13 protein-coding genes are annotated in these 12,524 nt (G+C 71.1%); 8 read left to right on the top strand and 5 right to left on the bottom strand.

Annotated elements, in window-relative coordinates; all coding sequences use genetic code 11:
* Positions 1-71: 71 nt before the first annotated feature.
* Complete coding sequence (locus ACQZ2A_RS03150) at positions 72-842, top strand: dienelactone hydrolase family protein (RefSeq protein ID WP_430207073.1); 771 nt, start codon at positions 72-74, stop codon at positions 840-842.
* Positions 843-851: 9 nt separating this feature from the next.
* The gene (locus ACQZ2A_RS03145; RefSeq protein ID WP_430207071.1) at positions 852-1,133 is read left to right on the top strand and encodes an Lrp/AsnC family transcriptional regulator; all 282 of its coding nucleotides are present in this window, start codon (positions 852-854) and stop codon (positions 1,131-1,133) included.
* 21 nt (positions 1,134-1,154) lie between these two features.
* Here ACQZ2A_RS03145 and trpD read toward each other — a convergent pair whose 3' ends face one another.
* Both trpD and ACQZ2A_RS03135 read right to left on the bottom strand, forming a co-directional pair.
* Entirely contained in the window at positions 1,155-2,228 is a 1,074-nt protein-coding gene (gene trpD, locus ACQZ2A_RS03140; protein WP_430207069.1) for an anthranilate phosphoribosyltransferase, read from the bottom strand.
* Positions 2,229-2,233: 5 nt separating this feature from the next.
* Positions 2,234-2,683, bottom strand: coding sequence for a hypothetical protein (locus ACQZ2A_RS03135; RefSeq protein WP_430207067.1), 450 nt, complete (start codon positions 2,681-2,683; stop codon positions 2,234-2,236).
* 136 nt (positions 2,684-2,819) lie between these two features.
* Between ACQZ2A_RS03135 and ctaE the strand changes: the two genes are divergently transcribed.
* The 6 genes from ctaE to ACQZ2A_RS03105 are packed head-to-tail and all read left to right on the top strand — an operon-like array spanning position 2,820 to position 9,067.
* On the top strand, positions 2,820-3,488 hold the full coding sequence (ctaE, locus tag ACQZ2A_RS03130; protein ID WP_430207065.1) for an aa3-type cytochrome oxidase subunit III: 669 nt from the start codon (positions 2,820-2,822) through the stop codon (positions 3,486-3,488).
* A gap of 51 nt (positions 3,489-3,539) precedes the next feature.
* Positions 3,540-4,352 carry a cytochrome bc1 complex diheme cytochrome c subunit gene (qcrC, locus tag ACQZ2A_RS03125; protein WP_430207063.1) on the top strand — a complete coding sequence of 271 codons (813 nt, stop codon included), beginning with the start codon at positions 3,540-3,542 and terminating at the stop codon, positions 4,350-4,352.
* A 49-nt stretch (positions 4,353-4,401) separates the two neighbouring features.
* Positions 4,402-5,547, top strand: a complete 1,146-nt coding sequence (gene qcrA, locus ACQZ2A_RS03120; protein ID WP_430207061.1) for a cytochrome bc1 complex Rieske iron-sulfur subunit — start codon at positions 4,402-4,404, stop codon at positions 5,545-5,547.
* A complete protein-coding gene (gene qcrB, locus ACQZ2A_RS03115) occupies positions 5,547-7,289 on the top strand; it encodes a cytochrome bc1 complex cytochrome b subunit (protein ID WP_430207059.1) in 1,743 nt (580 codons plus the stop codon). The genes qcrA and qcrB overlap by 1 nt, the downstream gene beginning before the upstream one ends.
* Before the next feature lie 4 nt (positions 7,290-7,293).
* On the top strand, positions 7,294-8,682 hold the full coding sequence (locus tag ACQZ2A_RS03110; RefSeq protein ID WP_430207057.1) for a serine hydrolase domain-containing protein: 1,389 nt from the start codon (positions 7,294-7,296) through the stop codon (positions 8,680-8,682).
* Positions 8,683-8,695: 13 nt separating this feature from the next.
* Positions 8,696-9,067: a metallopeptidase family protein gene (locus ACQZ2A_RS03105; RefSeq protein WP_430207055.1), complete on the top strand. Its 372-nt coding sequence runs from the start codon at positions 8,696-8,698 to the stop codon at positions 9,065-9,067.
* Between the two features lie 333 nt (positions 9,068-9,400).
* Here the strand turns inward: ACQZ2A_RS03105 and ACQZ2A_RS03100 are convergent, their stop codons facing one another.
* From ACQZ2A_RS03100 to ctaC, 3 genes are read right to left on the bottom strand one after another with little or no spacing between them, the layout of a single operon-like run.
* Positions 9,401-9,805: a cytochrome c oxidase subunit 4 gene (locus ACQZ2A_RS03100; RefSeq protein WP_430207053.1), complete on the bottom strand. Its 405-nt coding sequence runs from the start codon at positions 9,803-9,805 to the stop codon at positions 9,401-9,403.
* A gap of 12 nt (positions 9,806-9,817) precedes the next feature.
* The gene (gene ctaD / locus ACQZ2A_RS03095; RefSeq protein WP_430207081.1) at positions 9,818-11,587 is read right to left on the bottom strand and encodes an aa3-type cytochrome oxidase subunit I; all 1,770 of its coding nucleotides are present in this window, start codon (positions 11,585-11,587) and stop codon (positions 9,818-9,820) included.
* A 25-nt stretch (positions 11,588-11,612) separates the two neighbouring features.
* Entirely contained in the window at positions 11,613-12,503 is an 891-nt protein-coding gene (gene ctaC / locus ACQZ2A_RS03090) for an aa3-type cytochrome oxidase subunit II (RefSeq protein ID WP_430207051.1), read from the bottom strand.
* Positions 12,504-12,524 lie beyond the last annotated feature (21 nt).

The following is a 12,524-nucleotide window of genomic DNA, read 5'->3' as shown; positions in this document are numbered from 1 at the left end:
CAGGTTCACCCCGGCGACGCGAGATCTCCCCGGCGACCGCACGCCGACGCACCCGGCGTAGCGTGCGCCGGGTGAGCGACCTCCACCTCGTCGACGTCCCCGTCCCCGGCGGTTCCGCCGAGGCCCACCTCTCCCTCCCGCCCGCCGGGCACGGCCCCGGTGTCCTGCTCGTCATGGACGCCATCGGCCTGCGCCCCCAGATCGCGGCGATGTGCGACCGGATCGCGTCGTGGGGCTACACCGTCCTCGCGCCCAACGTCTTCCACCGCGAGGGCACGGTGGCCGAGCTCGCCCCCACGGGCGACCTGCGCACCGCCGAGGGCCGCGAGGCGTTCATGGGGCTCGCGATGCCCCGCGTCGGCCGGCTGACGAGCGACCTCTCGCGTCCCGATGTGGCCGCCTACCTCGAGGCCCTGCGGGGTCTGCACACCGTCGACGACGGTCCCGTCGGGGTCACCGGCTACTGCATGGGTGTCCGGATCGCCCTGCGCGCGGCCGGCGACCACCCGGACGACGTCGCCGCCGTCGGCGGCTTCCACGGCGGCGGCCTGGTCACCGACGAACCGGACAGTCCGCACCGGTCGCTGGCGACCGCACGCGCCGAGCTCGTGCTCGGGCACGCCGACCACGACCGCTCGATGCCGCCCGAGGCGGTCGCCGCCCTCGACGAGGCGGCCCGGGACGCCGGCCTCACGGCGACCAACGAGGTCTACCCCGACGCACCGCACGGCTACACGATGGCCGACACCTCGATGTACCAGGAGGCCGGCGCCGAGCGGCACTACGCCGCGCTCGAGGCGCTGCTCGCCCGGCGCCTCGGGGGCGCGCCGGCCGGTGGCTAGGCTGGCCCGGTGATCACCGCCATCGTCCTCATCACCGCCGACGTCGACCGGATCCCCGAGGTCGCCCAGGAGATCGCCGACCTCGAGGGCGTCACCGAGGTCTACTCGGTCGCCGGCGACGCCGACCTCGTCGCGATGGTGCGCGTGCGCCAGCACGAGGCGCTCGCCGACGTCATCGCCGACCGGCTCAACAAGGTCGAGGGCGTCACGGGCACGAACACCCACATCGCCTTCCGCACCTACTCCTCGCACGACCTCGAGTCGGCGTTCAGCCTCGGCATCGAGGACTGAGCCGCCCGGCCCGCCCGCGGGTCAGCGGCCGGCGAGCTCGCGGGTCGTGGCGACCCAGCGCTCCAGCAGGCCCGCGGCGGCACCGGTGTCCAGCGCCTCCTGCGCCCGGTGCACCCCTTCGGCCAGCGCGGCGACCAGCGCATCGCGCGTTGGCTCTCCCCCGAGCCCGGCGGCGACGGCCAGCGCCATGCCCGCGTTGAGGACGACCGCGTCGCGCACCGGCCCGCCTTCCCCGGCGAACAGCCGCCGGGCGACGTCGGCGTTGAAGGCCGGGTCCCCGCCGCGCAGCGCCTCGACCGGGGCGGTGGCGAGCCCGACGTCGCCGGGCCCCACCGAGAGCTCGGTGACCTCGCCGTCGCGCACCCACCAGACCGTGGAGGTGGTGGCCAGGGTCAGCTCGTCGAGGCCGTCGTCGCCCCGGAAGACCGCCGCCGCCCGGCCCCGCCCGGCGAAGACGCCCGCGATGAGCGGGGCGAGCCGGGCGTCGGCGACCCCGACCGCGGCGTAGGTGGGCTGGCCGGGGTTGGTCAGCGGGCCGAGCGCGTTGAAGACGGTGCCGACGCCCAGCCCGGACCGCGCGACAGCGGCGTGGCGCATCGAGGGGTGGAAGGCGGCGGCGAAGCAGAACGTGATGCCGGCGCGTCCGGCCACCTCGGCCACCTGCGCGGGGGCAAGGGACAGGTCGACGCCCAGCGCCTCGAGGACGTCGGCCGACCCCGACGACGAGGACGCCGCCCGGTTGCCGTGCTTGACGACGCGGAGCCCGGTCGAGGCGACCACGACCGAGGCCATCGTCGAGATGTTCACCGAGTGCATGCGGTCCCCGCCGGTGCCGACGATGTCGGTGCTCGGCCCAGGGACCTCGATGCGGTTCGAGTGCTCGAGCATGACGTCGGCGAGCCCGCGCAGCTCTTCGACGCTCTCGCCCTTGGCGCGCAGGGCGACGAGGAAGCCCGCGAGCTGCACCGGCGAGGCCTCGCCGCTCATCACCTGGTCCATCGCCCAGCGGGCCGAGCGGGTCGAGAGGTCCTCGCCGCGCAGCAGCGCGGTGAGGAGGTCCGGCCAGGTGGGGGCCCCGGCCGCGGCGTCGGTCACGCCGGTCAGCCGACGGCGACCCGCTCGCGTGCGAGGCGGCTGAGGGCCTCGGCGACGGCGATCGGGTCGAGCGGGTGCGGGACGGCGTCGTCGGCGAGGGACCACCCGGCGAGCCAGGCGTCCTGGGGGCGTCCGGTGAGCACGAGGACCGGCGGGCAGCGGAAGATCTCGTTCTTCAGCTGGCGGCACAGCCCCAGGCCGCCGACCGGGGCGGCCTCGCCGTCGAGGACGACGACGTCGACCCCACCGGCGTCCATCGCCTCGATGACCGCGTCGGCCGTCGCGCACTCGTGCCACGACACGACCTCGACGTCGCGGGCCGGGCGGCGACCGGCCGCGGCGCGCACGGCGTCACGGGTCGTGATGTCGTCGCTGTAGAGCAGCACCCGGACCCGGTGGAGGCCGTCGGCCGACGTCGTCGGGGCGGACCCCGCGGAGGCGTGCGAATCGGTCATGACGGCATCGTAGCGAGCGTGCCCCGGGCCACCCGACACGCCCGTTCACCGGGAACCCCGCGCCGCCCGGAGCCGTTGTCGAGCCTTTCGGGGGGTCGCCTCGTCACACCCCCTCCGGTGTCGGCATAATGCAGGCGTGGCGACTACTGCAGCAGCTTCGGTCAAGCACGCGGGACCGGTCCCGTCCATCCCGGGCTCGGGCCCCGCGACGCGCCCGAACATGGTCGCCGTCGGCACGATGGTCTGGCTCTCCAGCGAGCTGATGTTCTTCGCGGCGCTGTTCGCGTTCTACTTCACCCTGCGTGGCCACCTCCCCGACCTCTGGGACGAGCGCACCGCGCAGCTCAACGTGCCGTTCGCCTCGGCGAACACGCTGATCCTCGTCATCTCCTCGGTGTGGTGCCAGCTCGGTGTCCTCCAGGCCGAGCGCGGCGTCGTCGCCCGCCCCGTCGGCACGCGCCTCACCCGCGTCAGCGCCTGGGGCATGCGCGAGTGGTACGTCCTCACCTACATCTTCGGCGCCACCTTCATCGCCGGGCAGGTCTACGAGTACGCCCACCTCATCGAGGAGGGCGTCACCCTCTCCTCCGACTCCTACGGGTCGATCTTCTACCTGGCCACCGGCTTCCACGGCATGCACGTCACCGGCGGGCTCATCGCCTTCCTGCTCATCCTCGGGCGCACCTTCACGACCCGTCGGTACTCGCACGCGCAGGCCACCGGCGCGGTCGTCACCTCGTACTACTGGCACTTCGTCGACGTCGTGTGGATCGCCCTTTTCCTCATGATCTACGTCCTGAAGTAAGTTGTCCCGCACGCTGATCCGCACGAACCGCAGCAGACGACAGGAAGCACCGTGAACGCACTGGCAGCCCGCCGCCGGCATCCCGCGGCGATCGCCGTCCTCCTCATGATCGGCCTGTTCCTCACGGGCGCGGTGTACGCCGCCGTCGCCCCGGAGCCGGCCGACGCCACGACGAAGGCGCTGCCGGCCCAGTCGGTCGAGGAGGGCAAGGCCCTCTTCCGCGCGAACTGCGCCACCTGCCACGGCATCAACGCCGAGGGTCGCGCCACCGGCAACGGCGACAAGATCGCCGGCCCGCCGCTGGCCGGCGTCGGCGCCGCCTCCGTCGACTTCCAGATGGGCACCGGCCGCATGCCGATGACCCAGCCGGGCGTCCAGGCCGCCCGCTCGGACACCGTGAAGTTCTCCGAGGAGCAGATCGCCTCCGTCGGCGCCTACATCGCCTCCCTCGCACCGGGCCCGGCCGTCCCCTCCGACGAGGCCGTCGACGCCTCCAAGGGCGACCCCGCTCTCGGCGGCGAGCTGTTCCGGGTCAACTGCGCGATGTGCCACAACTTCGCCGGTTCCGGCGGTGCGCTGACCCGCGGCAAGTACGCCCCCTCGCTCAAGGACGTCACCGGCAAGCACATCTACGAGGCGATGGTCACCGGCCCGCAGAGCATGCCGGTCTTCAACGACGCCAACGTCTCCCCCGAGAACAAGCGCGACATCATCGCCTTCCTCGACACCCTCGACAAGCAGGAGAACCCCGGCGGCCTGACCCTCGGCTCGCTCGGGCCGGTCACCGAGGGCCTCTTCGCGTGGGTCTTCGGGCTCGGCATCCTCGTCGGCTGCGCCGTCTGGCTCGGCTCCAAGGCCGCGTAGCGGCCCACCTCGCGTCCCCTCCCGTCGACACGAACAGATCGGTACCCCGATGAACGAGCAGGACACCCCCACCACCGGCTCCGAGGTGGCCTCGAGCGACGGGCACGGCCAGGCCGTGCGCCTCGACGAGGGCCACGTCGTGGGGCAGGGGGGCATCCCCGAGCGCTTCAGCAACCCCGGCCTCCCCACGCACGTGCCGCGGATGGCCGACCTGTCCGAGGCCGCCGCGAAGCGCGCCGAGAAGCAGGTCGCCGCGCTGTTCGGGATCTCCATCATCGGCACGCTGCTCTTCGTCGTCCTCTACTTCGCCCTCGACACCAACTCGACGGTCTACGTCCCCGGCATCGGCACGACGAGCGCCACCAACGCCGGCCTCGGCGTCACCCTCGCCCTCAGCCTGCTCGGCATCGGCCTCGGCGCGGTCCACTGGGCCAAGACCCTCATGCCCGACGAGGAGGTCGTCGAGGAGCGCCACCCGATGCGCGCCTCCGACGCCGACCGCTCCGAGGTCGTGCGCGTGCTCGCCGAGGGCGGCTCCACCTCGCAGATCACCCGTCGCCCGCTGCTCAAGTACACCCTCGGCGGCGCGATGGCCCTCTTCCCGCTCGGCCTGGTGCTCCAGGTCGGCGGCTCGCTGGGCGAGCTGCCGAAGAAGAGCCTGTCCCTCACGTGGTGGAACGGCGGCCCGAGCGGCCCCGGCGAGGAGCCCGAGTTCAAGCCGCTGCGGCTGATGAAGGACCCCGAGAACCTGCCGATCCTGGCCTCGGACATCACCATCGGCTCGGTCGTCCACGTCATGCCCGAGGGCCTGCTCCCCGACCCGAAGACCCAGGAGGGTGGCGCCGAGCACCTCCTCGAGGAGAAGGCCAAGGCCGCCGTGCTCCTCATGCGCCTCGACCCCGCGCAGATCAAGTCCCAGAAGGAGCTCGACTGGGGCTACCAGGGCATCGTCGCCTACTCGAAGATCTGCACCCACGTCGGCTGCCCGGTCGGTCTCTACGAGCAGCAGACCCACCACCTGCTCTGCCCGTGCCACCAGTCAACGTTCGACGTCACCCAGGACTGCAAGGTCATCTTCGGTCCTGCGAAGCGTCCGCTGCCACAATTGAAGATCACCGTCGACGACGAGGGCTACCTCGTCTCCGCACAGCCGTTCCGCGAGGCGGTCGGCCCGAGCTTCTGGGAGCGTGGCTGATGTCCACGACCGCATCGAACCCCCGTCCCGCCGACGGCCTGCGCTCCGGCGACCGTCCGCGGCACGCCCCGCCCTCGGCCGCCTCGAAGAAGATCGGCGGCGTCGCCGGCTGGGTCGACGACCGCACGGGTGCCGCCAAGCCGGTCGGCTACCTCATGAAGAAGGTCTTCCCCGACCACTGGTCCTTCATGCTCGGCGAGATCGCCATGTACTCGATGATCATCTGCCTGATCACCGGGGCCTTCCTGACCTTCTGGTTCGTCCCGAGCGCCGGCCACACGATCTACGACGGCTCGTACGTGCCGCTGCGCGGTGTGTCGATGTCCGAGGCCTACGCCTCGACGCTGCACATCTCCTTCGACATCAAGGGCGGCCTGATCATCCGCCAGATCCACCACTGGGCCGCGCTGATGTTCATCGTCGCGCTCACGGTCCACATGTTCCGCGTCTTCTTCACCGGCGCCTTCCGCAAGCCGCGTGAGCTCAACTGGGTCATCGGCACCGTCCTGGCCCTGCTCGCGATCATCGAGGGCTTCGCCGGCTACTCCCTCCCCGACGACCTGCTCTCGGGCACCGGCATCCGCGCGATGGCCGGCTTCGTCCAGACCGCGCCGGTCATCGGCTCCTACCTCGTCTACGGCATCTTCGGTGGCCCGTTCCCCGGCGAGATGATCATCCCGCGGCTCTACTCGGCCCACGTCCTGCTCATCCCGGCGATCCTCATCGGGCTGTTCACGGCGCACATCGGCCTCGTCGCGCTCCAGAAGCACACCCAGTTCCCCGGCCCGGGCCGCACCAACGACAACGTCGTCGGCTACCCGGTGATGCCGGTCTACGCGGCCAAGGCCGGTGGCTTCTTCTTCATCGTCTTCGGCGTCATCGCCCTCATCTCGGCGCTGGTGCAGATCAACCCGGTCTGGGCGTACGGGCCGTACGACCCCTCCCCCGTGACGGCCGGTTCGCAGCCGGACTGGTACATGGGCTTCGCCGACGGCGCGCTGCGGCTGCTGCCCGGATGGCTGGAGTTCAGCTTCTTCGGGTTCACCCTGTCGCTGAACATCGCCCTCGGTGCGCTCGTGCTGCTGCCGCTCGTCTACACCGTGCTCGGCATCTACCCGTTCGTCGAGCGCTGGGTCACCGGTGACGAGCGCGAGCACCACCTGCTCGACCGCCCGCGCAACGCCCCCACGCGCACCGGCATCGGGATGGCGGGCATCACCGCCTACACGGTGTTCATGTTCGCCGCGGGCAACGACATCATGGCGATCAAGCTCGGGATGTCGATCAACGACATCACCTGGTTCTTCCGCATCGGCCTGTTCGTCCTGCCGCCCATCGTGTTCTGGGTGACCAAGCGGACCTGCCTGTCGCTGCAGCGCCGCGACCGCGACACCGTCCTGCACGGACGCGAGTCCGGCACGATCATCCGCACTCCCGACGGCCGCTTCTTCGAGCGGCACGAGGCCGGGCTGCCGGAGGAGCAGTGGCTGCTCGTCCAGCACGATGCCGTCGCCCCGCTCGAGCTCGAGCCCGGGGTCGACGAGCACGGCGTGGCGCGTCCGGCCCACCGCAAGGACAAGGTCCGGGCTGCGCTGTCGCGGTTCTACTTCGCCGACGCCGTCAACCCGGTCACGCCCGCCGAGCTCGCTGCCGCGCACCACCACGGCGAGGAGCACGAGGCCATCGAGGCCGGCGAGCCCGCTGCGCAGATCGAGTCCGCAGAGGCCGGTTCCCGGCACTGAGGCGGTGACCTCCCTCCCCCGCAGCACCCCGGAGGAGCAGGGCGTGCCCTCGGCCGCCCTGCTCTCCCTCGTGCAGCGGTGGGAGGAGCGCGGCCTGGAGCCGCACGGGCTGACCGTGCTCCGCCACGGGCACGTCGTCGCCGCCGGGACCTGGCGGCCGTGGACCCCCGACGGTCCGCGGCTGGTGTACTCGGTGAGCAAGACCTTCACGTCGTGCGCCGTGGGGTTCGCCGTGGCCGAGGGGCTGCTCCGGCTCGAGGACCGGCTCGTCGACCTCTTCCCGGAGGCCGCTGCATCAGCGGGCCCCCGGGCCGCGGCGCTCACGCTGCACGACGTGCTGGCGATGCGCACCGGCCACCACGTCGACACTCTCGGTGACTGGCGGACCCGCCCGGCCGACTTCCCCACCCGCTTCCTCGGCCTGGAGCCGGAGGAGGAGCCGGGGTGGTTCGTCTACCACAACGGCGCGACCCTGATGGCGGCGCTGGCCGTCCAGCAACGCAGTGGGCAGCGGCTGCTCGACTACCTCCGCCCCCGCCTGCTTGACCCCCTCGGCGTGCAGGACGCGGCGTGGCAGAACCATGACGGGTTCGACCTCGGCTACTCCGGCCTGCACGTCACCACCGACACCCTCGCCCGGCTCGGCCAGCTCCTGCTGCGGGACGGCCGGTGGGACGGCCGGCAGGTCCTCCCCGAGGGCTGGGCGGCCACGATGACGACGGTGCACACCGACACCTCCCCCCACCCCGAGACCGTCGACTGGCAGCAGGGCTACGGCTACCAGGTGTGGCGTTGCCGGCACGACGCCTGGCGAGCGGACGGCGCCTACGGCCAGTTCTCCGTGCTCGTCCCGGGCTCCGACCTCGTCGTGGCCCTCACCTCGTGCACCGAGCGCACGCAGGAGACCCTCGACGCGATCTGGGAGGAGCTGCTGCCGGCGCTCTCCGACGCGCCGCTGCCCGCCGACCCGGACGGGGTCGCGGCCCTCGAGGCGTACCTCGCCGAGGCCGCCCTCCCCGCCCCCGGACCGCTCGGCCCGGCGGCAGGTCCCGGCCCGTGGAGCTTCACGCACGAGCCCACCGAGGAGCTCCCCCGGCTGACGCGGGTCGAGGTGGCGGCGGCGCCGGACGGCGGCCACGAGCTGACCCTCCACGAGCGCGGAGAGCCCCTCGTGGTCCCGTGCACCCCGGACGGCTGGCCCCAGCCCGTCGCCGGTCCGTGGGCGGCATCCGGCGGCTGGGTGTCCCCCGATACGTTCGAGGCCCGCGTCGTCGCCGTGGCGGGCCCGCACGCGCTCCACCTGCGGTGCCGCGACGGCGCGGTCACCGGGACGTGGAACGGCGTCCCCCTCGGTGGGCCCCTGATCTCCCTCCAGCAGGTCCCCCGCCCCTGAGCCGTCCGGGCGGATGGGGCAGGCTGGTGCCGTGGACCCGCTGACGCCCGAGGCCTTCGACGCCATCGTCGAGGACGCCCTCGACGAGGTGCCCGAGGAGCTGATGGCGATGCTCGACAACGTCGTCTTCCTCGTCGAGGACGAGCCACCGGCCGACGACCCCGAGCTGCTGGGGGTCTACGACGGCATCCCGCTCACCGAGCGCTCGGACGCGTGGTCATCGGGCACGCTGCCGGACCGGATCATCCTCTTCCGCGGCCCACTGACCCGGATGTGCGAGGACCTCGAGGAGCTGACCGAGGAGATCGCCGTGACCGTGGTGCACGAGATCGCGCACCACTTCGGCATCGACGACGACGCCCTGCACGAGCTCGGCTGGGGCTGAGGCCCCCTCCCCCGCTCAGCGGGTATGCCTTGGGTGCACGTCCAGCGCAACCGAACAATCTCTCATGCCGATGGGCGCCAACTTCCGCGTCGTCACGGTGACGACGCGGAAGCCGACCGATGACGCGGATACATCCACGTCCGGCGTCAACTTCCGCGCCATGACCGTGACGACGGAGACGTTGCACGAGGACGGCGCAGTTGCCGCGGCATCGTGCAAGGTCCGCGCCATGTCCTTGACAGGAGCCCGGTCGGGGCTGAGCGCGGCCCGTCCCCCTGAACGCCGCAGGCCGCCCGGGTGGTCCCGGGCGGCCTGCGGCGAAGGGTCGAGCGCTCAGAGCGCGTGCGGGCCCTTCCAGTACTCGAAGGTCCAGCCGACCAGTGCGGGCACCGCGAAGAAGGCGCCGATGATGACCAGCCACCACCCGACCGCGAGGCCGAGGAAGATGGTGGCCGCGCCGGCGGCGAGGAAGAGCGGCTGCCAGGAGTGCGGGCTGAAGAAGCCGTACTCCCCCTGGATCTCGTCGATGTCGCCCAGCGGATCGTCAGAGGGGTCGCGGTCGAGCTTGCGCCGCGTCATCCAGAGGTACCAGGCGATCATGAAGCCGAGCAGGCCGGCGAGCATCAGGCCGAGGACGCCGACCCACTCGATGCCGATCTCCGTGGTGGAGGTCCAGAACCAGTAGATGGCGCACATGAGGAAGGCGAAGATCCCGACGAGGATCCCGATGCGCTCCATCGCTCGCACGGTTCAGCTCTCCTTGGTGGTGGTCGTGTGCGGGTCCGCGTCGCTCTCCTCGACGAACGCCGCGTCGTGCAGGTCCGCCGGGCCGAGCGCGGACACGAGGGAGCTGTCCTTGGTGTGCTCGGCGTCGACCCGCCCGGAGGGTGCGGCCTCGGGGTGGTGCAGGTCGAACGCGGGGCGCTCGGAGCGGATCCGCGGGATGCGGTCGAAGTTGTGCCGCGGCGGCGGGCACGAGGTGGCCCACTCGAGCGAGGCGCCGTAGCCCCACGGGTCGTCGGTCTCGACGAGCGGCGCGGTCTTCCACGTCTTCCAGACGTTGTACATGAAGGGCAGCATCGAGGCGCCCAGCAGGAAGGCCCCGACCGTGGAGATCTGGTTGCCGAGCGTGAAGCCGTCCTCGGGCAGGTAGTCGGCGTAGCGCCGCGGCATGCCCTGCATCCCGAGGAGGTGCTGGACGAAGAACGTGGTGTGGAAGCCGATGAACAGCATCCAGAAGTGGATCTTGCCGAGCTTCTCGTCGAGCATCCGCCCGGTGAGCTTGGGCCACCAGAAGTAGAAGCCGGCGAACATCGCGAACACCACGGTGCCGAAGACGACGTAGTGGAAGTGGGCCACCACGAAGTAGCTGTCGGAGAGCTGGAAGTCCAGCGCCGGGCTCGCGAGGATGATGCCGGTCAGGCCGCCGAAGAGGAACGTAACGAGGAAGCCCTGGGCCCAGAGCATCGGCGTCGAGAAGTCGAGCTTGCCGCCCCACATCGTGCCGATCCAGTTGAAGAACTTCACGCCTGTCGGGACGGCGATGAGCATCGTCATGATCGCGAAGAACGGCAGGAGGACCTGGCCGGTCACGTACATGTGGTGCGCCCAGACGCTGACCGAGAGCGCCGCGATGGCGATGGTGGCGTAGACGAGGGTCTTGTAGCCGAAGATCGGCTTGCGCGAGAAGACCGGGAGGATCTCGGAGATCAGCCCGAAGAACGGCAGCGCGATGATGTAGACCTCGGGGTGCCCGAAGAACCAGAAGATGTGCTGCCACATCAACGCCCCGCCACTCTCGGGGGCGAAGACCTGGGCCCCGAAGCGCCGGTCGGCGCCGAGCGCGAAGAGCGCGGCGGCCAGGGCCGGGAAGGCGATGAGCACGAGGATCGAGGTGACGAGCACCGTCCACGTGAAGATCGGCATCCGGAACATCGTCATGCCGGGCGCGCGCATCGTGAGGATCGTGGTGATGAAGTTGACGGCACCGAGGATGGTGCCGAAACCACCGAGCGCGAGGCCGAAGACCCAGAGGTCGCCGCCGACGCCGGGGCTGTAGGTGCTGTCCGAGAGCGGCGCGTAGGCGAACCAGCCGAAGGCGGCGGCGCCACCGGGCGTGAGGAAGCCGGCGCCGGCGATGAGGCCACCGAAGAGGTAGAGCCAGTACGCGAACATGTTCAGACGCGGGAACGAGACGTCGGGCGCCCCGATCTGCAGCGGCATGAGCGCGTTGGCGAAGCCGGCGAACAGCGGCGTCGCGAACAGCAGCAGCATGATCGTGCCGTGCATCGTGAACAGCTGGTTGTACTGGTCCGGGTTGTCGACGATCTGCAGGCCCGGCTCGGCGAGCTCGGCGCGGATGACCAGCGCCATGACGCCGCCGAGGAGGAACCAGATGAAGGCGGTGATGAAGTAGAGGTTGCCGATGACCTTGTGGTCGGTCGTCGTCATCCACTTGACCACGGTCGAACCCGGGGCCAGGCGCCGGGTGCGGGCCGGGGCCCCCGCCTCGCGCAGCATCGTCGTGTCGGTCGCGGCGCTCATCTCAGTTGCCTCCGTCGACGGTCTCGTTGTCCAGCTGGCCCTTCATGAGCTGCTCCCGGTTGAGCGTGTTGTTGAGCAGCCCGGTCTGGTCCGCGGCGCGCAGGTCGGCCATGTGCTGGTCGTACTCCGCGCGCGAGACGACCTTGACGTTGAAGAGCATCTGCGAGTGGTAGGCACCGCACAGCTCGGCGCACTTGCCCTTGAAGGTGCCCTCCTGCGTGGGGACGACCTGGAAGCGGTTGACCCGGCCCGGGACCATGTCCATCTTCTGCAGGAACGCCGGCACCCAGAACGAGTGGATGACGTCGCGGGCGGTGAGCACGAACTCGACCCGCTCGTTGACCGGCAGGTACAGGGTGGGGATGGTCTCCTCGGCGCCCGGCTTGCCGGTGAGGATGGCCTGCGTGCCGACCTCGTGGACGTCGTCGTTCACGTAGTTGAAGTCCCAGCTCCACTGCTTGCCGACCACGTTGACCTTGAGATCCGGCTGCTTGGAGGTGCCGACGAGCTCGGACTCGTAGCGGGCCGTGTAGTAGAAGAGCACGACGACCATGAGCATCGGGACCACGGTGTAGAGGATCTCGATGGGGATGTTGTAGCGGAGCTGCACCGGGAGCTCGGTGTCGTCCTGCTTGCGGCGGTAGGCCACGATGCACCAGACGATGAGCCCGATGACGAGCAGCCCGACCGCGATGGCCGCGATCCAGGCGCCGATCCACAGCCGGGTGACCGTCTCACCGCTCTCGGTGACCGAGGGGGGCAGCCATCCGGTGGAGGCGTTGCCGCGCAGCTCACCGCTGGCGCAGCCGCCGAGCGCGAGCACGCCGAGCGCACCGGCGAGCACCCGCGCGCCGGGCCGGCGACGGGGGGTGGGGAGGTCCTGCTGGCGCACCGCTGCACCCTTCGTGTAGGG

The organism is Phycicoccus avicenniae (genome assembly GCF_050496545.1).
Taxonomy (GTDB): domain Bacteria; phylum Actinomycetota; class Actinomycetes; order Actinomycetales; family Dermatophilaceae; genus Phycicoccus; species Phycicoccus avicenniae_A.
The sequence above is the reverse complement of the archived record's forward strand: the minus strand, read 5'-3'. Positions and strand labels throughout refer to the sequence as shown.

Coding starts and splice junctions, on each gene's coding strand:
- qcrA (WP_430207061.1), top strand. CDS start 4,402: ATGAACGAGCAGGACACCCCCACCACCGGCTCCGAGGTGGCCTCGAGC.
- ctaD (WP_430207081.1), bottom strand. CDS start 11,587: ATGCTGCGCGAGGCGGGGGCCCCGGCCCGCACCCGGCGCCTGGCCCCG.
- ACQZ2A_RS03100 (WP_430207053.1), bottom strand. CDS start 9,805: ATGGAGCGCATCGGGATCCTCGTCGGGATCTTCGCCTTCCTCATGTGC.
- qcrB (WP_430207059.1), top strand. CDS start 5,547: ATGTCCACGACCGCATCGAACCCCCGTCCCGCCGACGGCCTGCGCTCC.
- ACQZ2A_RS03135 (WP_430207067.1), bottom strand. CDS start 2,683: ATGACCGATTCGCACGCCTCCGCGGGGTCCGCCCCGACGACGTCGGCC.
- ACQZ2A_RS03105 (WP_430207055.1), top strand. CDS start 8,696: ATGGGGCAGGCTGGTGCCGTGGACCCGCTGACGCCCGAGGCCTTCGAC.